Source organism: Peptacetobacter hiranonis, from assembly GCF_008151785.1.
Taxonomy (GTDB): domain Bacteria; phylum Bacillota; class Clostridia; order Peptostreptococcales; family Peptostreptococcaceae; genus Peptacetobacter; species Peptacetobacter hiranonis.
In genome coordinates, this window is record NZ_CP036523.1 from 925901 (window position 1) to 945912 (window position 20012).

At 31.5% G+C, this 20012-nt stretch carries 20 protein-coding genes, 1 riboswitch and 1 other annotated feature; of the genes, 13 read left to right on the top strand and 7 right to left on the bottom strand.

All coding sequences use genetic code 11. The annotated features are described in order from the left end of the window. Positions 1 to 9: 9 nt before the first annotated feature. The 4 genes from KGNDJEFE_RS04345 to pepI all read left to right on the top strand — a co-directional run bounded on the left by KGNDJEFE_RS04345 (position 10) and on the right by pepI (position 4570). Positions 10 to 756, top strand: coding sequence for a Stp1/IreP family PP2C-type Ser/Thr phosphatase (locus KGNDJEFE_RS04345; protein ID WP_006440013.1), 747 nt, complete (start codon positions 10 to 12; stop codon positions 754 to 756). An 18-nt stretch (positions 757 to 774) separates the two neighbouring features. After that, positions 775 to 2685, top strand: a complete 1911-nt coding sequence (pknB, locus tag KGNDJEFE_RS04350) for a Stk1 family PASTA domain-containing Ser/Thr kinase (protein WP_006440014.1) — start codon at positions 775 to 777, stop codon at positions 2683 to 2685. Between the two features lie 81 nt (positions 2686 to 2766). After that, a complete protein-coding gene (gene ymfI, locus KGNDJEFE_RS04355; protein WP_040410405.1) occupies positions 2767 to 3498 on the top strand; it encodes an elongation factor P 5-aminopentanone reductase in 732 nt (243 codons plus the stop codon). A 187-nt stretch (positions 3499 to 3685) separates the two neighbouring features. Continuing rightward, positions 3686 to 4570 (top strand): proline iminopeptidase, encoded by an 885-nt coding sequence (gene pepI, locus KGNDJEFE_RS04360; RefSeq protein ID WP_006440016.1) that lies wholly within the window; start codon positions 3686 to 3688, stop codon positions 4568 to 4570. 137 nt (positions 4571 to 4707) lie between these two features. On the opposite strand, the gene KGNDJEFE_RS04365 is transcribed toward pepI, so the two are convergent. Further along, positions 4708 to 5811: an acyltransferase family protein gene (locus tag KGNDJEFE_RS04365; protein WP_006440017.1), complete on the bottom strand. Its 1104-nt coding sequence runs from the start codon at positions 5809 to 5811 to the stop codon at positions 4708 to 4710. Between the two features lie 291 nt (positions 5812 to 6102). Here KGNDJEFE_RS04365 and rsgA point away from each other — a divergent pair, with 291 nt between their 5' ends. The 3 genes from rsgA to KGNDJEFE_RS04380 all read left to right on the top strand — a co-directional run bounded on the left by rsgA (position 6103) and on the right by KGNDJEFE_RS04380 (position 8358). Further along, positions 6103 to 6984: a ribosome small subunit-dependent GTPase A gene (rsgA, locus tag KGNDJEFE_RS04370; protein WP_006440018.1), complete on the top strand. Its 882-nt coding sequence runs from the start codon at positions 6103 to 6105 to the stop codon at positions 6982 to 6984. Positions 6985 to 6987: 3 nt separating this feature from the next. Next, positions 6988 to 7641: a ribulose-phosphate 3-epimerase gene (gene rpe, locus KGNDJEFE_RS04375; protein ID WP_006440019.1), complete on the top strand. Its 654-nt coding sequence runs from the start codon at positions 6988 to 6990 to the stop codon at positions 7639 to 7641. A gap of 66 nt (positions 7642 to 7707) precedes the next feature. Continuing rightward, positions 7708 to 8358 carry a thiamine diphosphokinase gene (locus KGNDJEFE_RS04380; protein ID WP_006440020.1) on the top strand — a complete coding sequence of 217 codons (651 nt, stop codon included), beginning with the start codon at positions 7708 to 7710 and terminating at the stop codon, positions 8356 to 8358. Between the two features lie 258 nt (positions 8359 to 8616). On the opposite strand, the gene KGNDJEFE_RS04385 is transcribed toward KGNDJEFE_RS04380, so the two are convergent. Next, a complete protein-coding gene (locus KGNDJEFE_RS04385; protein ID WP_006440022.1) occupies positions 8617 to 9084 on the bottom strand; it encodes a DUF6773 family protein in 468 nt (155 codons plus the stop codon). A 93-nt stretch (positions 9085 to 9177) separates the two neighbouring features. Next, the gene (locus KGNDJEFE_RS04390) at positions 9178 to 9378 is read right to left on the bottom strand and encodes a helix-turn-helix transcriptional regulator (protein ID WP_006440023.1); all 201 of its coding nucleotides are present in this window, start codon (positions 9376 to 9378) and stop codon (positions 9178 to 9180) included. A 259-nt stretch (positions 9379 to 9637) separates the two neighbouring features. Between KGNDJEFE_RS04390 and KGNDJEFE_RS04395 the strand changes: the two genes are divergently transcribed. Continuing rightward, positions 9638 to 10273: an HAD family hydrolase gene (locus KGNDJEFE_RS04395; RefSeq protein ID WP_006440024.1), complete on the top strand. Its 636-nt coding sequence runs from the start codon at positions 9638 to 9640 to the stop codon at positions 10271 to 10273. Positions 10274 to 10503: 230 nt separating this feature from the next. On the opposite strand, the gene KGNDJEFE_RS04400 is transcribed toward KGNDJEFE_RS04395, so the two are convergent. Together KGNDJEFE_RS04400 and KGNDJEFE_RS04405 are read right to left on the bottom strand one after the other, a co-directional pair. Further along, on the bottom strand, positions 10504 to 11334 hold the full coding sequence (locus KGNDJEFE_RS04400; RefSeq protein WP_040410406.1) for a histidinol-phosphatase HisJ family protein: 831 nt from the start codon (positions 11332 to 11334) through the stop codon (positions 10504 to 10506). A gap of 127 nt (positions 11335 to 11461) precedes the next feature. Continuing rightward, positions 11462 to 12292 carry a histidinol-phosphatase HisJ family protein gene (locus tag KGNDJEFE_RS04405; protein ID WP_040410407.1) on the bottom strand — a complete coding sequence of 277 codons (831 nt, stop codon included), beginning with the start codon at positions 12290 to 12292 and terminating at the stop codon, positions 11462 to 11464. A 284-nt stretch (positions 12293 to 12576) separates the two neighbouring features. On the opposite strand from KGNDJEFE_RS04405, the gene KGNDJEFE_RS04410 reads away from it, so the two are divergent. The 3 genes from KGNDJEFE_RS04410 to KGNDJEFE_RS04420 all read left to right on the top strand — a co-directional run bounded on the left by KGNDJEFE_RS04410 (position 12577) and on the right by KGNDJEFE_RS04420 (position 16464). After that, positions 12577 to 13296, top strand: coding sequence for a response regulator transcription factor (locus KGNDJEFE_RS04410; RefSeq protein WP_006440027.1), 720 nt, complete (start codon positions 12577 to 12579; stop codon positions 13294 to 13296). Continuing rightward, entirely contained in the window at positions 13271 to 15664 is a 2394-nt protein-coding gene (locus tag KGNDJEFE_RS04415) for a sensor histidine kinase (protein WP_148881800.1), read from the top strand. The genes KGNDJEFE_RS04410 and KGNDJEFE_RS04415 overlap by 26 nt, the downstream gene beginning before the upstream one ends. A 155-nt stretch (positions 15665 to 15819) precedes the next feature. Continuing rightward, positions 15820 to 16464 (top strand): cyclase family protein, encoded by a 645-nt coding sequence (locus KGNDJEFE_RS04420; RefSeq protein WP_006440029.1) that lies wholly within the window; start codon positions 15820 to 15822, stop codon positions 16462 to 16464. A 103-nt stretch (positions 16465 to 16567) separates the two neighbouring features. On the opposite strand, the gene KGNDJEFE_RS04425 is transcribed toward KGNDJEFE_RS04420, so the two are convergent. Further along, entirely contained in the window at positions 16568 to 16783 is a 216-nt protein-coding gene (locus KGNDJEFE_RS04425; RefSeq protein ID WP_006440030.1) for a heavy-metal-associated domain-containing protein, read from the bottom strand. 152 nt (positions 16784 to 16935) lie between these two features. After that, positions 16936 to 17079: riboswitch (FMN riboswitch) on the top strand. A 168-nt stretch (positions 17080 to 17247) separates the two neighbouring features. On the opposite strand from KGNDJEFE_RS04425, the gene KGNDJEFE_RS04430 reads away from it, so the two are divergent. Beyond that, positions 17248 to 17898 carry an ECF transporter S component gene (locus tag KGNDJEFE_RS04430; protein WP_006440031.1) on the top strand — a complete coding sequence of 217 codons (651 nt, stop codon included), beginning with the start codon at positions 17248 to 17250 and terminating at the stop codon, positions 17896 to 17898. A gap of 502 nt (positions 17899 to 18400) precedes the next feature. On the opposite strand, the gene KGNDJEFE_RS04435 is transcribed toward KGNDJEFE_RS04430, so the two are convergent. Further along, complete coding sequence (locus tag KGNDJEFE_RS04435; protein ID WP_006440032.1) at positions 18401 to 18727, bottom strand: putative heavy metal-binding protein; 327 nt, start codon at positions 18725 to 18727, stop codon at positions 18401 to 18403. A 273-nt stretch (positions 18728 to 19000) separates the two neighbouring features. Beyond that, positions 19001 to 19209 (top strand) — a binding site (T-box leader). Between the two features lie 54 nt (positions 19210 to 19263). Between KGNDJEFE_RS04435 and KGNDJEFE_RS04440 the strand changes: the two genes are divergently transcribed. Beyond that, entirely contained in the window at positions 19264 to 19962 is a 699-nt protein-coding gene (locus KGNDJEFE_RS04440) for a 5'-methylthioadenosine/adenosylhomocysteine nucleosidase (protein WP_006440033.1), read from the top strand. Positions 19963 to 20012: the final 50 nt, after the last annotated feature.

Here is a 20012-nt window from a genome sequence, read left to right on the forward strand (position 1 = left end):
AGGGATTTTATGGAATTTTATTTTGCCTCTGATGTGGGATTGGTTAGAAAAAATAATGAGGATTATTGTAAGTGTGAGATTGTTGAAGTAGAAAATGAGGAAATTGGCTTGTTTGCTATAGCTGACGGTATGGGAGGCTATAAAAAAGGAGAGGTAGCCAGCAAGATGGCAGCCGAAAATATTATCCTTTTTCTAAAAGAAAACTTACTTCAAACTAGCAAAATTAAGATAGAATATATAGACGATATACTAAAACAAGCGTATAATAATGTGAATAGCCTAATTTTTGAAAAAGCTTCAGAAGATGAAAGTTTTTCAGGAATGGGAACAACATTGACAACTGCTATATTATACAAAAATTATTTGTATATAGCTAATGTCGGCGATAGTAGAGGATATGTCTACAATGAAGAAAATGGTTTAAGAAGAATAACAAGAGATCATTCTTATGTTGAGGAATTAGTTGAAAGCAATGAGATTACAGAAGAAGAAGCTTTAACTCATCCAAATAGAAGTATTATAACTAGAGCAATAGGTCCAGATCCTTTTGTCATAGTTGATATATTTAAACAAAATATCGAAAAAAGTGATATAATACTTTTAGCAACAGATGGTCTTACAGGTTGCATTATCGATTCAAAAATAGAAGAGATAATTAAAGAAAATGATGAATTTGAAGATATTAGCGATGAATTAATTGATACAGCCAATAATGCTGGAAACGACAATGTTTCCGTAATACTAGTTAGAGTTTAGTTGGGACGGTGATATAACGTGGGAGATACAATTTTAGGAAATAGATATAAGATAGAAAAGAAAATTGGCGAAGGTGGAATGGCCTATGTTTATGAAGCAAAGGATAAATTGCTTAATAGAGTAGTTGCTGTTAAAGTTTTAAGACCTGAGTTTGTTGATGATCAGGAATTCTTAAAGAAATTTAAAAGAGAGGCTGAAGCGGTTGCAAGTCTTTCGCATCCAAATATAGTTAATGTTTACGACGTTGGAGAAGACGGTAAAGTTCATTACATAGTAATGGAATATGTAAACGGTAAAAACTTAAAAGAAATAATACAGGAAGAGGGTACTCTTGATGAGTATACAGCATTAGACATAACTAAACAGATAGCTATGGCTCTTGGTTGTGCTCACAAAAGGGGAATAATACATAGAGATATAAAACCTCACAACATACTTATATCAAATGAAGGTAGAAGTATAGCTAAGGTTGCAGATTTTGGTATAGCTAAAGCTGTTTCTAACTCTACTATGACTAATATAGGTGGTGTTATAGGTTCTGTACATTACTTCTCTCCAGAACAAGCAAAAGGTAAATTTGTTACTAATAATGCCGATTTATATTCATTAGGTATAGTGCTTTATGAAATGCTTACTGGTAAACTACCTTTCAGAGGAGATACTCCGGTATCTATAGCTCTTCAGCACATAAATGATGATATAGAATTTACAGAAGAAGAAAAGATAAGAATACCTCAGAGTGTAAGAACTATAATCAAAAAGCTTACTGAAAAAAATAGCGCTGATAGATATCAGACTGCTGAGGAACTTATAGAAGATATAGAATACATAGAAAAAAATATAGATTTAGATTTCATAAAAGAATATGATGATTTTGCAACAAGACATATAGACGAAAGAAATCTAAATACAGTTGGAAAACCTAGAATAGCTCCAGCAGCTATAGCAGATATAGATGGTGATGATGCTGGTTATTACGACGATGATGACGAGTACGATGACGATTTATATGATGAAGAGGAAGAAGAAGATTACGTTCCAAAGAGAAAAAGAAAGAAAAAGAAAAAAGTAATAAAAGAAGAAACTCCTAAGACTAAGAAGAGATTAAAAATAGCTGCAGTTATACTATCTCTAATACTTTTAGCTCAGGTAGGTCTATTCTTTAAACTATTTGGTTCAAGTTTATTTGGTGGCGGAAAAGATGAATTAATGGCTCCTAATGTAGAAGGTATGCAGGTAACACAGGCAGAAGCTACACTTGAAGAAATGGGATTAAAATTAGAAATAGCTGGATATGAATATAGTTATTCGGCAGCTGAAAATGAAATAATTTCTCAGGATCCAGATGCTGGTACTGAATTAAAAGAAGGCGATACAGTTACAGTTGTAGTAAGTAAAGGTAATAACAATAAAGAAGAACCTAATGTAATTGGTATGACTTTAAGTCAGGCTCAGGGTATGATTCAGGCAAAAGGATTTGCAGTTGGTAATATAACTTATGAATTTAGTTCTGCTTATAAAGAAGGAACTGTTTTAGGACAGAGTACTTCAAATGGTAAGATATCACTTGTAGTAAGTAAGGGTGAAGATACAGCAAATAAACCAACAGTTCCAACTCCAGAAGATCCAAATGCTAATAATAATGCTGGAACAAATAACAACAGTGGTTCAAGTAATAACGGTGGTTCAAGCAACAATGGTGGCTCATCAAGTGGTGGAGACCATAACAGCGGTGGTTCATCAGGTGGAGGAGACTCTAGTGGTGGTTCATCAGGCGGAGGAGACTCTAGTGGTGGTTCATCAGGCGGAGGAGACTCTAGTGGTGGCTCATCAGGTGGAGGAGAATCTGGTGGCGGTTCATCAGGTGGAGGAGAATCTGGTGGTGGCTCATCAGATGGAGAATCTAGCGGTGGAGAAACTGCAGAATAAGAAAATAATAATTTAAAATAAATAAAAAAGTATCCTTTCAATCGGGGATACTTTTTTTATGATAATTTGGAGGAAAATGAAATGAATAAAACAGTAGTAGTGACAGGTGCTTCAAGAGGAATTGGAAGAGCAATAGCTATAGAATTTGCAAGAAATGGATATAATGTATTAGCAAATTACAATAGCTCTGAAGTAGAGGCAAAAGAGCTAGAAAAAATGTTAATTGAAGATGGATGCAATGTAAGGATTTTTAAAGCAGATGTGTCTAAAAGTGCTGAAGCAGATGCTATGATAGATTATTGTTTAAAAGAGTTTGGAAGATTAGATGTACTTGTAAATAATGCAGGTATAAGCCAGGATAAGTTATTTACAGATATAACTGATGAAGAATGGGAAAAAATGATGTCTGTAAATGTGACAAGTGTGTTTAATTGCTCAAGAAAGGCACTTCAGCATATGATATGGGAAAAAAGTGGAAGCATAATAAATATAACATCTATGTGGGGAGAAACTGGAGGATCTTGTGAAGTACACTATTCAGCATCAAAAGCTGCGATAATAGGTATGACAAAAGCTTTAGCTAAGGAAGTAGGACCTTCTAACATAAGAGTTAATGCTGTATCTCCAGGAGTGATAATGACTGATATGTGCTCTTATTATGGAGAGGAAGCTTTAAATGATTTAAAAGAGGAAACGCCTCTAATGAGATTAGGAAAAGTAGAAGATGTTGCAGAAACTGTATATTATTTAGCAGACAAAGCGTCATTTATAACAGGTCAGGTTGTAGGAGTTAATGGAGGAATGGTTATATAAATTTGTAAAATATTACAATTAATTATAAAAAACGTTTTCTTATTTAAAAAAATATGTTCATATTGGAAAATACTATTATAAAATTACTTGTAAAACTAGTATACTATTGTTATAATATAGTCAAATGGCAAAAATTTGATGGCTATTTAATGAAATTATAAATATCACAAGTGAGGAGTGAATTTAAATGAAAATAGTAGAAGGTTACATGCCTTTCAAAGAGTACAAAACATATTATCGTATAGTAGGGGAACCAAATCCAGAAAAAGCTCCTATAATATTACTTCATGGTGGACCAGGATCTACACACAACTATTTTGAAGTGTTAGATAAAATGGCAGAAATGGATAATAGACAGATAATAATGTACGACCAGATAGGTTGTGGGGAATCATACGTAGATAATAGACCTGACTTATGGACAAAAGAAGTTTGGATAGAAGAATTAATGGCTTTAAGAAAACACTTAGGACTTGATGAAGTACATATACTTGGACAGTCTTGGGGTGGAATGCAGCTTCTTGAATACATCTGTAACTACAAACCAGAAGGTGTTAAGAGTATAATACTTTCAAGTACATTACCAGCATCTTGGATGTGGGGACAGGAACGGCATAGAATGATAAAATTCCTTCCAGAAGAAATGCAGAAAGCAATAGACTATGCAACTACAAATAACGATTATTCTTCTCCAGAATATCAGGCAGCTGAAGCTGAATATATGAGACGTCACGCTGCAGGTTCTTATGGTGAAGGAGATCCAGAATGCTTAACTAGACCAGTTAAAAAAGGTGCAGAAGCATATGTAGTTGGTTGGGGACCAAATGAATTTACTCCTCTTGGAACATTAAAAACTTACGATGTTACAGAACAGTTAAAAGATATAAAAGAACCAGCATTAGTTATATCAGGAGGAAACGACTTATGTACTCCATATATAGCTAAATATATGTACGACAGAATACCTAATTCAAAATGGGAATTATTCAGAGATTGTCGTCATATGTGCTTCGTTGAAGACAATGAAAAATACATAAACCTATTAATAGATTGGTTAAATGCTAACGATTAATATATAAAGTTACTTAGAAAAGAAAAAATTGGCTACTTACAAAATTCTTGTGAGTAGCCAATTTTTTATTTTTAGTAAGTTATATGTTAATCGTCTGTGAGGAGGAAGGGTGTAAAAAGCTCTGGAGCAAAGAGTGGTTATGCTATTGTTCTTTTTTCATTTATTTTATTGCATATATATACGAATACAAGTGGCAGTACTAGGCATAGTACAGGAGAGATGAAGTAGTCAAATAGTTCTCTTGAGTTTCCTAGTATTCCTGTGTCTGCAAATTGTGTTAGGAGCCATTTTATTAGTAGGTGGTGTATCATTATACTCCAAGTGTTGTTTCCTATAAAGTTGATTAGTTCTGGTAATTTTCTTTTAAATCTTAGTGCAAGTCTGCACAAGAATTCTGATAGATACAGAACATATAGTATTCCCAGTATAGAAGTGAATAAGCTTATAAATGTGTGTCCGTTGAAGCTTACAGTTCTAAGTGAGAATGTGCAGTATCCAAATATCCGGTAAAATACAGCTTTTGTAGCAACTATAGCAGTAAATCCTTTGAATGTGTATTTTATATGTTCCTCAATAAATTCTTTAAAGAAAAGTCCTATCTGCATGTATTGAAGCCCCCACGCAGTTCTTAGTATTGCGTGGAATAGTGTTACATCCTGATTTTTTACTGGATATGTATTTGCTAGATGTGCTGCAAATAATCCTACTACGCAAAGGAATATTGTAAATATACTTTCATCAAGTAACTTCTTTTCTTCTCCAGATTTGAATGATTTTACAAATAAAGAGAAGAATCTTCTTGTAAGTGGAAAGACAATCCGCACAGTGAATAAGAATGGAACAAACCATCCAGGGCCATTAAAATAGAACTGAAATCCTCCTAAAAATGGCTCGATAAAAATGCTGTGTAGATTAAAATGTATTTCTCTTTCTAAAAGTCCAAGACCAACTAAAACTAGAGTAAGGAAAAAGTAGAATAAATTTGCCTTGTAGTATTTAGTTATATTTTTAAATCTCTTTTTAACCAATGTTAGATAATTGCTCTCATATATTCTTTTGTAAAAATATCCAGACGCAAAAATGAACAATGGTATATGGTACGAGTATTCTGGGAAAAGTTCCCTACTCGAAGTTATCGGTATTCCTATTAAATTAAATAAATTTTCATCTAAATGGCAGCTTACAACGACAATTATGCCGAGAGCTTTAAAAGCCGTCATCCTCAAATTTTTTTCTTTCATATTAAACAATCACCCTTTTTCGTATTAAATAATTACCCTTTTCATATTAATAATGATTCTTTCTATCTTAAATAATCTTTCTTTTCAAAAATCTTAAATTCGAACAATTCTTATTATATCATATTCTAAAAATATTATAATATCCAAACCTTTGATAAAGCTTAAATGCAATTAGATTTTTTACGAGATAAATTTGAAATACTTTGATTAAGTATATAAAAATTAAAGAATAAAAATTAGAATTATGATAAAATAGAAAGAGTAAGAACTTATATAAAAAGGAGCGATTGAATGCTAAAGGGAAAAATAATTAAAGGTCTTAGCGGATTTTACTATGTAGATACAGAAAGTGGTTTGTATGAATGTAAGGCGAGAGGAATTTTTAGAAAGCAAAAAATTACACCTCTTGTAGGCGATAATGTTGAGATAAGCATAGTAGATGAGGAAAATAAAAAAGGTGTTGTTGAAACAATTGAAGAGAGAGAAACTGAGCTTGTTAGACCACCTATTGCAAATGTAGACAAGGCTCTAATTGTGTTTGCCGTTAAAGATCCAAAACCTAATTTATCTCTTTTAGATAGATTTATTGTCCATGCCGAAAGAGAAAATCTTGAGATAGTGATTATATTTACTAAGATGGATTTAGATGATGGCTCATTAGATGAACTAGTTGAAATATATGAAAAAGCTGGATACAAGGTTATACCTGTTAGCAGCGAAAAACATATAAACATAGACAAAGTAAAAGAAGAATTAAAAGGAAATACTGTTGTGTTTGCTGGTCCTTCAGGTGTTGGTAAATCTAGTTTATTAAACCAAATAGATGAAAGCTTCCAGTTAAAAACAGGAACAGTAAGTGAAAAAATTGGTAGAGGTAGACATACCACTAGACATGCAGAGCTATTAAAATTAGAATGTGGAGGAATCGTAGCAGATACTCCAGGATTTAGCTCACTTGAATTAGATGGAATTGATGAAATGGAATTAAAAGAGTATTTCATTGAATTCGATAAATATGACGAATGCAAATTTGGTTCTAAATGTGTACATGAAAATGAGCCAGCTTGCGACGTAAAAGAGGCTGTAGAAAATGGGGAGATATCAAAACAGAGATATGAAAGTTATCTACAGTTATTAAACGAAATAAGACAGAAAAACAGTAGGAGGTATTAGGTTATGGTTAAATTAGCGCCATCAATATTATCAGCAGATTTTGCTAGATTACTAGAAGACGTAAAGAAAGTTGAAAAAGCAGGATGTGAGTATCTTCACATAGATGTTATGGACGGACATTTCGTACCAAATATAACTCTTGGACCTGGAATAGTTAAAAGTTTAAGAAAAGATGTAAATATGGTATTTGATGCACATCTTATGATAGAAAATCCAGATAACTACATAGAAGAATTCGTAAAAGCAGGATGTGATATAATAACAGTTCACGTTGAAGCTTGTACTCATCTTCACAGAACTATACAGAACATAAAATCTCATGGTATAAAAGCAGGGGTTGTTTTAAATCCAGCTACATCTTTAGATACTATAAAATACGTTCTTGATGACGTTGATATGGTTCTTTTAATGTCTGTTAACCCAGGATTTGGTGGACAGTCATATATACCATGTGTAACTGAAAAAATAAGAGAACTTAGAAAAATGATAGACGAAAGAGGTCTAAATGTTGAAATAGAAGTTGACGGTGGAGTTAAACCATCTAACATAAAAGAAGTAGTAGAAGCTGGAGCAGATGTTTGTGTTGCTGGTTCTGCTATATTCGGTAAAGATGATATAGATGCAGCTGTTAGAGAGCTTAGAGAAAGCGCAAAATAGTATCTGTTTATAAGAATTAAATAAGTTAGCATCTAAAAATAAAATTAGAAACAGAGTGAGATAAATTTGAAGACTTGTATATTTTTAAATGGTTCTATTTACGATTACGACGATATAAAAAAGAAGATAGAATCTGAGAATTACGATAATATAATTTGTGCGGATGGTGGTGCAAATCACGTATATAAAATGGGTATGACTCCAGGGTATATAATAGGTGATTTGGACTCGGTAAATCCAGAAATTGTAGAATACTACAAAGAGAAGGGTGTGGAATTTAAGAAATTCCCAGAGAAGAAGAATGAAACAGATTCAGAGCTTTGTATTATATTAGCCGATATGCTTAGCTCTAAGGAAGTGGATTTGTATGCAGCTCTTGGTGGAAGAATTGACCACACTTTGGCAAATGTGAAATTATTAGATTATATGAGAAGAAAGGGTATGACTCCGAGAATTATAACTGAAGATGAGATACTTTATCTTGTTCATAATGGTAGTTTAAATGTTAAGGGTAATAAGGGCGATACTCTTTCTGTTATTCCTATTAGAGGGGATGCAGCAGGAATTAGCCTTTATAATTTAGAGTACCCACTTGATAATTTCACTATGGACTATGCTCAGCCTAGAGGAATATCTAATGTGATGCTTGGAGATGAGTGCACAGTAGAGATAAAAAATGGCTCAGCAATTGTTGTTCGCAACTTAAAAGAGGTATAAATATAGAAAAAGAAGAGGGAATAGCCAAAGTGCTCCAGGCTTCAGCGACACGCCCATTTTTGTAACACATTTATGTGTTGCGTGTCGCTTGCAGAATTGTCGCGTTTTTGGCTATTTCCCTCTTCTTTTTTACATTTATAAACTGGTTTAAATTTGAAAAATAATAATTTCTGAGCCATTTTTTATTTTGAAGAAATTTGGTTTATTGAAAAAATTCCTTTGAAAGTTTTAATTTATCTTTTTATTATTAGCATGATTTTATTCTTCGTCGTCGTTTTCGTCGAGTTTGTTTCTTCTTTTGTTTGTTATTTTCATGCAGATTTGTAGTAGGATGTATGTTAGTATTCCTGTGAATAGTGCAGACATTATGAAAGCACCAACTATTGCTTGTTCAGTTTCGTGTGGGAATGTAAATGCGTTTAATAATCCAACTATTACACCTGCTATTAGTGCTCCTATTGAGTTTGTTTTGTTAGATGCTTTTATTGATCTTGCCCATATTCCATTTTTTATGCAGCTAAATAGTATGTATATGTCTAAAATGAAAAATGTTATCATTTCACCTGCTACATGAGCTTCTGTTTTAGTGTAGTTTGCGTATGCTATTTGTACAAGCATAGATATTACAAGTAATGAGAATGCAATCCAAACACCATGACTTTCTATTTTTAATAGTTTTTGCTCTTGCATTTCATCTAAATAGTTTCGTTTAAATATATTTTTCATAAAAGTTTCCTCCAATCATATTGTGTTTATTTATCCTTGTATAGATTTTAAAATAATTTTTAATCTGAAAATTTTATTTATTGTACCCCAAATTTATTCGTTATCCCAGAATAATTCGTCCAGTGTTTTTCCGAGCACTTTGCAAATTTGGATGCATAAATTTATGGTAGGGTTGTAATCTCCTTTTTCTATAGCACTTATTGTTTGTCTAGTTACACCGACTTTTTCAGCTAAGTCCTTTTGTGTCATATCTAATGCAGCTCTAGCTGATTTTATTTTTAAATTCTTAGGCATTTGCTCACCTCGTTTCTATCCTATCTTTGATTTGAATATAATATATATAATACAAAAAGTCAAATATATTTTACTTTTATGCAAATAAATATTACTTAAGGTATGATTGAGTATACAAAAAATAAATTGGGAAAATATTGAAATATTGGGCGTTATGTATTATATGGTATACAAATGTATTAAAGAATATAAAAAAATGATATAATAATTAGAGTAGATTTTGAAAATCTAAATTAATATTAAAAAAGTGAGGGAAATTATGAACAGACCAGACTCTATAATTTTTGACTTAGATGGGACAATGTGGGACACAAGAGATGATGTCGCAGAAATATGGAATGAAGTTTTTGTAAAGTATGGATTTGAAGCTAGTTTAACTGGTGAAAAGGTAGCAAGTTATATGGGATTACCTTACAATGAAGCGATGGAGCAGATGTTAGGGCATATACCTGAAGAAATTAGAATAAAAATGATGGATGAGTGTGCAAGTGTTGAAACTCAGAAAATAGATGAAAAAAATGGTGGGAAAATATTCCCTAATGTAAAGGAAACTATAAAAGAGCTTGCAAAAGATTATAGATTATTTATAGTAAGTAATTGTCAGAAGGGGTATATTGAAGCATTTTTAAGAATAAATGGACTTGAAGAATACTTTGAGGACACTGAAAATGCTGAGAATACAGGGCTTCAGAAGGGTGAAAATAATAAATTAGTTATAGAAAGAAATAATTTAAAAAATCCTGTTTATGTTGGTGATACAAAAGGTGATGCGAGAAGTGCGGAATTTGTTGGAATACCATTTGTATATGCTGAATATGGATTTGATACAGTAGAGAAGTATGATGCAAAAATAGCTGATTTCTCAGAGTTATTAAAACTAGATATGTTTAACTAAGTAGTAATGGCGATAATTTCTAAAAAAAACTCCTTTAAAAGCTAGCCATCATTACTGAATTTCTCTCCAGGCGATCAAGTCGCATTGTCGAGTTCATTTCAGTAATAATGTCAAGCAAAAGGAGTTTTTTTATAGAAAATTATCGCCATTTATTTTAGTTAAATACATCTGATGTTTGTAATAACAGAGAAGTCAGCTATTTTTTGCATTTGAAGTTAGACTAGAAAAGTCTATAATTCGTGGAATGTAGGTTTCATTTTTTCAAATGTGCAGAATTTTGTAAAGCCGATGTCTCTTAGTTCTTGTTTTAGTTCTTCTATGTGTGAGTTTTTTAGGTCTCTTTTGCAGTGAGAGTCGCTGCCTATTGTTAGTACTTCTCCACCTAGTTCTAGGTATAGTTTCAAAATATCTCTTGATGGCATTAGGTCATCTAGTTTGTATTTTATAGAAGAAGTGTTTAGCTCTATTCCTTTTCCGTCAGCGATTACACGCTTTAAGATTTTAGTTATAATCTCTTTATTTTCTACAAAAGGATTGTAACCGTCTTTTTCGTCGTATCTTTTCATCATATCCAAATGCCCAAGAACACAGTAGTTGCTGTAGTTTTGAACTAGATAATATATTTCATTGAAATAATCTTCGTAGTATTCTTTTTCTATTTTTCCATCTTGATAACTGTGGTTCCAAAATTCTTTGTCATCAATCTGATGCACTGAAAGAATTATAAAATCAAGTGGATATTTTTTAAATAATTTGTTGTATTTTTCAATATTGTATTTCTGTATCCCAAATTCTAATCCATTTTTTATAGTTATCTGATTTTTATACTTTTCTCTAAGTGTTTCTAAATCAGAAAAATACTTATCATAATCTACATTGAAGTATTTTTTAGTGGCTTTATTATTTCTAAGGTCATCCCAATCGTCTTTTATCCCGTAGTCGACGTGATCTGTAAAACAAATTTCCTCAATACCTAGCGAAATAGCATCCTTTATACAATCTTCCATTGGATACATTGAATCACTGCTAAATACAGTGTGGGTGTGGTAATCACAAAACATAATAAATCTCCTTTTTTAGTTTAATTATTATAGTATAATGTACAACTCTGGTAAAAGTGTACTTGTATATTATAAGATATAATTACAAAAAGAAAAAGATGGTTAATGCCATCTTTTTTTAACAATTCTATAATTCGTGGAATATAGGTTTCATTTTTTCAAATGTGCAGAATTTCTTAAAACCTATATCTCTGAGTTCCTGTTTTAATTCTTCTATATGAGAATTTAAAAGGTCTTTTTTAGAATGTGAATCGCTGCCAATAGTTAAAATTTCTCCGCCTAATTCTAAATATAGTTTTAAAATATCTCTTGAAGGCATTAAATCATCTAAGTGGTATTTTTTTGTAGAAGTGTTTAATTCTATACCTTTTCCATCAGCAATTATATATTTTAAAATCTTAGTTATAATCTCCTTATTCTTTACAAATGGATTATAACCGTCTTTTTCGTCGTATCTTTTTAATAAATCTAAATGACCTAGGACAGAGTAATTATGGTAATTTTGAACAAGATAGTATATATTTTCAAAGTATAGTCTATAATATTCCTCTTCAGTTTTACCATCTTGGAATGAGTGATCCCAAAGCTCTTTGTCGTCTATTTCATGTACGGACATTATTACAAAATCTAATGGTGATTTTTCAAATAAATTCTCAAATTTTGAAATAGTGTGTTTCTGAATTCCAAATTCAAGCCCATTTTTTATACTTATCTCGTCTTTGTATAGCTCCCTAACCCTATCTAATTCGGCAAAATATTTTTCAAAATCTACATTTAAAATCTTACCTTCAACTTCTTCTGGTTTTAAATCTTTTAAATCATATTTAACTCCATAATCTACATGGTCTGTAAAACAAATTTCTTTAATTCCAAGATAAATAGCGTCCTTTACACATTCTTCCATTGGATATTCTGAGTCATCGCTAAATATTGTATGAGTGTGGTAATCGCAAAACATAGAAAGTCCTCCTTTTTTGTTAGTTTTCTAATTTTAATTATATCACCGCAAAAACTAAAATCAATCAAGATAAACGACAAATAGATTAAAAGTAAATTAAATCAAAACTAAACTCGATATATAGAAACTCTTAAGAAATTCTTTAAAATTATACAAAGTCTATCTTTAAAATTATTCAATACAATATAATTAACAAAAGAGAGAAAGGAAGTTTGAGAGATGGAAAAAGCTGCATACTGTTGTATAATTAAAGAGTACAAATTATACGACAAAGGAGAAATATTATGAACGCATATAACATATTAGTAGTTGAAGATGAAAAAGAAATAGCAGAAGCAGTTGAAATATATTTATTAAATCAGGGATACAATGTTTTTAAAGCTTTCAACGGAATGGAAGGTCTTAAAGTTTTAGAAAATGAAGAAATTCATTTAGCAATAGTGGATATAATGATGCCAGTAATGGACGGAATAACATTCACTATGAAAGCTAGAGAAAATCACAACTTCCCGATAATAATGCTTTCAGCAAAATCTGAAGAAGTAGATAAGATAATGGGACTAAACATAGGAGCAGACGATTACGTTACAAAACCTTTCAAACCTCTTGAACTTTTAGCTAGAGTAAATTCTCAGCTAAGAAGATACACAAAATATATGAACATTCAAAAGGCAAGTTCAACAGAAGTTGAAGCTGTGAATGAAAACATATACACAATAGGAGGGCTTGAATTAAATGACGATACAAAAGAGGTTTCTGTCGACGGAAATCCAGTAAGACTGACTCCAATAGAATTTAAGATTTTAGGATTACTTATAAAAAATCCTGGCAGAGTATTTCCAGCAGAAGAAATTTACGAAAGAGTTTGGAATGAGGCTGCAATAAATACAGATACTGTAATGGTACATGTAAGAAATATAAGAGAAAAAATAGAATTGGATCCGAAAAATCCAAGATACTTAAAGGTGGTGTGGGGAGTTGGATACAAAATTGAAAAAATCTAGAAATGATAAATCAAATAAAATACTGGCAAATATAGTAGTACTTATAGTGTTGTTAATTTCCTCAGTGGGAATGTTGACGACATATAGAAATATATCTGATAAAGTTAAAGTAGAAGAAGAAGTTTTAAATAGCGAAACGGCAGCAGATTATTTCTTAGGTCAGATTTACCCAATGTACTGGGATCTGAAGAATGCAACTGAAAATAAAGAAAACCCTTCTGATGTATTCTTGACAGAGGAAGTAATAAAAAATGCTCTTGAAAATTCAGACATAGACTCAGGTACTCCAGAAGAATTGACAGATGCAATAAATGAAAATGGAGATGTAATACTGAATAAAGAAGCTATTAAGCAGGACTTTAATGAAGCATTCCAAAATGATATGGATTATTCTGAAATAGCTTTAAATGCAGCTAATAAACCTATAAAGTACAATGTTTACAACAAAGAAAATAAAAAAACAATTGGAAATGAAAAAAATGAATTAGAGCTTATAAGAAATATGTCTTTAGGACAATTAGATACAAATGGAACAGCTAAAGCGGAAGAAATATTAGATAAATATTTATTCTATATGGTTTTAGATTTTGATAAAGATGGAAACTATAGCTTTAAAGCACTACATGGGATAGATGCAGATAAATGCCAGACAGTTATGGATAACACAGTACAAGAATGGAAAGTAAGAAGTGCAAATTTATATAAAGAATATACAGATGGAAGTATAAAATATAACTTGCCTCCTATAAAAAATGCTACATTTACAATTGGTTTAACAAAAGAAGGAGCAACTCAGATAGTTAATGCTCCGTACAATTCAAGTATAAATAACTACCATGGAATTTATAATCTTCTATCAGGAGATAAAATGCATACATTAGGACAGATGATTATGGTGGCTGTTTTAATAATGTGTGTATACGCTTTAGTAGGATTTTTATTACCTAATGCAATAAGAAACGATGTATTTGCAATGAGCAGCGTGATAAAAGCACCTATAGAAGTAATAGTGATATTTGTATCTTTAATAGTTTCAGCATTTGTGGTTATAAACCCAGTACAAGTTATAGATGTTAGTACATCAGACTCATTGGCAAATATACTTATGCAAATGGTTCCAATATCAGCAACTACAGCTTTGTGGGCAGTAGTGATAGGAAATTTAGGATATTGGATGATATTATTTGCATTATGCTTAATGGGCGGTATATATCTAAGAGATATGATTGCTAAGGGCGATAGAAAAGTAATATTCAATTCTTGTATAACAGTTAGAGTTGTAAAATGGATGATTTCAAAGGTTAAAAAGTTCTTTAGTTGGATGAATAATCTAGATTTAAAAGATGGATATGAAAAATTCATATTAGCAGCACTGGGAGTAAACTTCCTAGCGATAACAATTTGTTCTTCAATTTGGGGATTTGGTATAATCACAGGAGCAATATATTCAGTAATACTTTACGGATTAATTAAGAAAAAATTTGGCAAAGTATTAGAAGACTACAACAAGCTAGAAACAATAACTGAAGATATAGCAAATGGTGATTTTGGATCAGTGCCAAAAGAAGATTTAGGAGTATTTAATCCTATAAAAGAAAACCTAGAAAATATAGAAAAAGGATTTAGTGCAGCGGTTAGTGAAGAAGTTAAGAGCCAGAAGATGAAAATAGAGCTTATAACTAATGTTTCACACGATTTAAAAACTCCACTTACTTCAATAATCACTTATGTAGACCTTCTTAAAAAAGAAGGAATAACAGAAGAAGAAAGACAGAAATATCTTGATACTATAGATAAGAAATCAAATAGATTAAAATTTCTTATTGAAGACTTATTTGAAGTAAGTAAGGCTACAAGTGGAAATGTTAAAATGAATCCTATGAAGGTAGATGTTGTATCTTTAATAAAACAGACTTTAGTAGAACTTGAGGATAAATTGAATGCAGCCCATTTAGAAGTTAAGGGCAATTTCCCAGAAGAAAAGGTGATACTAGAGTTAGATAGTATGAGAACTTTCCGCATATTCTCTAACTTAATATCTAATATCTCAAAATACTCAATGCCATACACTAGAGTGTATATAAATGTTAAGAGAGATGCAGAAAATACAGAGATAGAGTTTAAAAATATTTCAGCAGAGGAATTAAACTGCGATGTTGAAAATCTAACAGAAAGATTTGTTAGAGGGGATAAATCGAGAAATACTGAGGGAAGTGGACTTGGACTTGCAATAGCTAAGAGCTTCACAGAGCTTCAGGACGGTAAGATGAAGGTAAGCTCAGATGGAGATTTATTCAAGGTAGTGCTTACTTTTAAGAATCAGAGAAATCTAAAAAAAGAAGAAAGTAAGCAGGAAAGTAAAAATTAAATAAGTTGTTTTAGAAAAGTAGGATGGCGATTATCGAATAAGTGATGAGCTTTGAGAGATAATTTGTTCATCCTACTTTTTATTATACAATTAAAAATTTTGTATATGATATAATTAAAATGATAATCAAGATAGAGTATTAAGAGGTGAAGAGTATGAAAGCAATAGATTTAACTTATACAATAAAAGAAGAAATGACAGTTTTTCCAGGTACAGAAATGCCAAAGTTAATTAACACAAGTAATTATGAAAAAGATGGTTTTAGGGAAACTTCTATTAGTATATATTCTCATGTAGGGACTCACATGGATCCACCAGCACATATATATCCAGATAGAACGACTTTAGATGAGTTTCCTGCGAGCCAGTTTATAGGAAAAGGACTTGTGATAGATTGTAGAGATTTAAATGAAGGTGAGGATATTACACTAGATTGTATTCTAAAATACGGTAAAAAAGCTGAGAAAGTTGATTTTTTATTGTTTAACACTGGTTGGGATAAATATTGGGGAACTGATAAATATTTTGGAGATTATCCTTGTGTAAATGACGATGTTTTAGATTATGTGCTTAATGGAAATTATAAAGGAATTGGGTTTGATACAATAGGGATAGATCCCGTTTCAGATGAAAAACTTACAAGACATAAGAAGTTGTTTAAAGATAAGGATATTGTAAATATTGAAAATCTAAAAAATCTTGAGCTTTGTGGAGATAAAATTTTTAATTTTAGTTGTTGTCCGTTAAAAGTAGAAAATAGCGATGGTGCACCAGTTAGGGCAGTTGCTTGGTTTGAGTAAATATATAAATAAAAAAAGAGCTTAATCTTGTATGGAGAAAAAGCTCTTTTTATTTATGATTAATTTAAATTGGTGAACTATGTTAGATTTTATAATTAATAGATTATGCTAAGAAACATTCTATAGGTTCAAATCCTTCTTCATCTATAGCTTCCATTAAAATTTCATCAGTTATTGATTCTTCTACGTCAACAGTTGCAGATTTGTCTTCTAAGCTAACTTCTAATACTTCTACACCATCTATAGCAGAAAGTGCTTCAGTTATTCTATTTACACAGTGCTGGCATCCCATGCCATCTATTTTTATTATTTTTTTCATATATTTATCCTCCAAGTTTTAATACTTAATATACCTAGTAGGGGTATAAATCACTATAATTTGATTATATGTTTGTTAGTCAATAAAGTCAATATGGTATTGATTTTATTTTTTATTTGTGTTAATTTAATAATAGACAACTGAATTAGTTAAGATGTCTTCAGGGCAGGGTGAGATTCCCGACCGGCGGTATAGTCCGCGAGCGTTTTTTAAAACGCAGGAATTGGCATAAGTTCAATTCAGGATTTGGTGAAATTCCAAAACCGACAGTATAGTCTGGATGAGAGAAGATGTGTTAATAATTATCTATTAGTTAGATTTTTTATTGTGCAAAATAAATCCTATTTAGGTTATATTTTACATACTAATAATCAAAAGATATTTTTATAATAGAGAGTTACAACACCTGAAAGACACTTAGTCTATCAGGTGTTTTTTATTTTAAATTTTAGGAGTGATGAAAGATGATGGAAAGCAAGACAAAAACAATGACAAGGGTGGCAATGCTTAGTGCACTGGCATTTGCAGCGGTATTATTCATAAGAATACCAATGGTATTATTCTTAGAGTATGATCCAAAGAACGTAATTATAACAATAGGTGGATTTATTTGGGGACCATTCATGTCATTAATGGTAGCAGTAGTAACAGCGTTTATCGAATTTTTAACTATAAGTGAAGATGGAATAATAGGACTTGTAATGAATATAATTTCTATTTGTGCGTTTTCTTGTACTGCAGCTTTTATATACAAAAAAGATAGAACTTTAAGAGGTTCTATAATAGGTTTAGTATCTGGTACAATACTTCTTACAGTTGTAATGGTTTTATGGAACTACTTAGTAACACCAATATATATGGGAATTCCAAGAGCAGAAGTTGTAAAACTTTTAGTTCCAGCGATAATGCCATTCAACTTAATAAAAGGTGGAATAGATTCAGCGATAATCTTATTAATATATAAACCGATAGTTTCTGCACTTAGAAGAACTGTTCTAAAATCAGAAGCTAAAGATGCACCAAAAATGATAGTACATCCAGGTGTAATGGCTGTAGCAGTACTTGTAATAGTAACATGTGTAATGCTAGTACTAGCAATGAAAGGAATAATTTAATTTGAGTATATATAATGTGGGACTGTTGCATATTTTGTAACAGTCCTTTCTTATGCGTAGCATCAAGAATAATCTCCTCTCCAGGCTTCGACGCGGTGTACAATAATTGTTCTGTTGCAAAAAATCCTCGCGTCTGCAGATTGTCGAGTCGATTAACTCTTGATACCACGCAAAAGGACTGACACAAAATATAACAACAGTCCTCACATTAAACATCTACTCAAAATTAAATTTGGAGAAGATTGTGATTGGAAAAGTTAGTAAATAAATAAAAAAGGTTGCTACAAATTTTGTAACAACCTTTTTCTATATAATTGAATTTCTTTAATTTTAAAATCGGTTTTAGCTCAACCTATAAGCAAGTATATAATATGAGGGCAAGAGTTGTAACTGCTCAAAAGCGACAATTCTGCAAGCGCCCCACAACTGCTAAATATGTTAGTCTAACAGTGTGGGGCGCTGATGCCTGGAGCAAGGAGCAGTTACACTCTTGTCCTTTCTCTTATATTCTCTCTATTACTACTGCTGTCCCAGATACTGTTACCATTAGCATTCCATTGTCAGCACCTAGTACTTCATAGTCTGTGTCAACTCCAACAACTGCATTTGCACCTCTTGCAGCTGCTCTTCCTTCTAATTCTTCAAGAGCTCTTTCTCTAGCATTTTTTAATTCGTCTTCGTAAGAATTTGATCTTCCACCGAATATATTAGATAATCCAGCTGCAAAGTCTTTGAAGAAGTTAACACCTGAAACAACTTCTCCGTAAGTTATTCCTTTATACTCAACTATTCTGTATCCTTCTACTGATGGTGTTGTAGTTATTATCATAATCCTGTCCCCCTTTTGTAGGTAAAATTTATTTGGATTTTGACCAATTTATATGAATTTTGGTTTATTTATATATTCTATAGAGAGTCTAAAATTCCTTTGAGAATGTAGATAAAAATTAAAGTTATTCTAAAAAATTTTATCAATAAAATTTCTATTAAATTCTAATCATCTAACTCATCATCATCGATATATTAATAAATTTGGTAGTATTATTTTTCTTGACATAAAAAAAGATTGCTTGTATGATAAAAATATAGAAAATTTTAAATTGTAAATCCTAAGACTGGAGAGAGTAGTCGGGTTGAGTTTGATACAGAGAGTTGCAAGTAGCTGAGATTGCAGCATAAATAAATTCGGTGAATGGGTCCACGAGGAGATAGGTGAATTATAGTAGCCGAACCGTCACTGCACGTTACGCAGAAGAGAGATACACGATAAGTGTATAATTTAGGTGGTACCGCGGTAATATCGTCCTAGTGTTTTTTAACACGAGGGCGTTTTTTTATTGGAAAAATTAATTTTAGGAGGATATTATGAACAAGATAGGAATAATAGGTGCAATGGAAGAAGAAGTAGCATTACTTCTTGAAAAAATAGAATTAGAAGAAAAAGTAGAAAAAGCAGGTCTTGAATTTTACGTTGGTAAGTTAAGAGGAAAAGATGTAGTAGTTGTTAAATGTGGAGTTGGTAAAGTAAACTCTGCTATGTGTACTCAGATATTAATAAGCGAATTCGGTGCAGAAGCTCTTGTTAATATAGGTGTTGCAGGTGCATTAAACGACGAATTAGACGTAAATGATATAGTAATATCAACAGATGCAATAGAATACGATATGGACGCATCAGCATTTGGTGATCCAAAAGGAACTATACCAAGAATGGATTGTTCAGAATTTAAAGCTGATGAAAGATTAATAAATGCAGCTTTTGATGCAGCAGTTAAAGAAAATAAAGGGCATAATGTTATGAAAGGTAGAATAGCTACTGGAGATTTATTTGTTGCAGATATGGAAACTAAAAACGAATTAGTAAACGACTTCGGTGGATTCTGCTGTGAAATGGAAGGAGCTGCAATGGCTCACGTTTGTTATTTAAACAAAACTCCATACGTTATAATAAGAGCTATGTCTGATAAAGCTGACGGAAGTGCAGATGTTACTTTTGAAGAATTCTCTAAAAAAGCTGCAGTTACTTCAGCTAATATAGTTATGGATATGCTTGAAATGATATAGTCTTAATATTTCAAAATAATAAAGAGATTTTCAATAAATATTGATAAAAA

Bases quoted from the DNA above. Each gene is read 5' to 3' on its own strand.
- KGNDJEFE_RS04345 (WP_006440013.1), top strand. From the start codon at position 10: ATGGAATTTTATTTTGCCTCTGATGTGGGATTGGTTAGAAAAAATAAT.
- ymfI (WP_040410405.1), top strand. From the start codon at position 2,767: ATGAATAAAACAGTAGTAGTGACAGGTGCTTCAAGAGGAATTGGAAGA.
- pepI (WP_006440016.1), top strand. From the start codon at position 3,686: ATGAAAATAGTAGAAGGTTACATGCCTTTCAAAGAGTACAAAACATAT.
- KGNDJEFE_RS04365 (WP_006440017.1), bottom strand. From the start codon at position 5,811: ATGAAAGAAAAAAATTTGAGGATGACGGCTTTTAAAGCTCTCGGCATA.
- rsgA (WP_006440018.1), top strand. From the start codon at position 6,103: ATGCTAAAGGGAAAAATAATTAAAGGTCTTAGCGGATTTTACTATGTA.
- rpe (WP_006440019.1), top strand. From the start codon at position 6,988: ATGGTTAAATTAGCGCCATCAATATTATCAGCAGATTTTGCTAGATTA.
- KGNDJEFE_RS04385 (WP_006440022.1), bottom strand. From the start codon at position 9,084: ATGAAAAATATATTTAAACGAAACTATTTAGATGAAATGCAAGAGCAA.
- KGNDJEFE_RS04390 (WP_006440023.1), bottom strand. From the start codon at position 9,378: ATGCCTAAGAATTTAAAAATAAAATCAGCTAGAGCTGCATTAGATATG.
- KGNDJEFE_RS04395 (WP_006440024.1), top strand. From the start codon at position 9,638: ATGAACAGACCAGACTCTATAATTTTTGACTTAGATGGGACAATGTGG.
- KGNDJEFE_RS04400 (WP_040410406.1), bottom strand. From the start codon at position 11,334: ATGTTTTGTGATTACCACACCCACACTGTATTTAGCAGTGATTCAATG.
- KGNDJEFE_RS04405 (WP_040410407.1), bottom strand. From the start codon at position 12,292: ATGTTTTGCGATTACCACACTCATACAATATTTAGCGATGACTCAGAA.
- KGNDJEFE_RS04410 (WP_006440027.1), top strand. From the start codon at position 12,577: ATGAACGCATATAACATATTAGTAGTTGAAGATGAAAAAGAAATAGCA.
- KGNDJEFE_RS04420 (WP_006440029.1), top strand. From the start codon at position 15,820: ATGAAAGCAATAGATTTAACTTATACAATAAAAGAAGAAATGACAGTT.
- KGNDJEFE_RS04425 (WP_006440030.1), bottom strand. From the start codon at position 16,783: ATGAAAAAAATAATAAAAATAGATGGCATGGGATGCCAGCACTGTGTA.
- KGNDJEFE_RS04430 (WP_006440031.1), top strand. From the start codon at position 17,248: ATGATGGAAAGCAAGACAAAAACAATGACAAGGGTGGCAATGCTTAGT.
- KGNDJEFE_RS04435 (WP_006440032.1), bottom strand. From the start codon at position 18,727: ATGATAATAACTACAACACCATCAGTAGAAGGATACAGAATAGTTGAG.
- KGNDJEFE_RS04440 (WP_006440033.1), top strand. From the start codon at position 19,264: ATGAACAAGATAGGAATAATAGGTGCAATGGAAGAAGAAGTAGCATTA.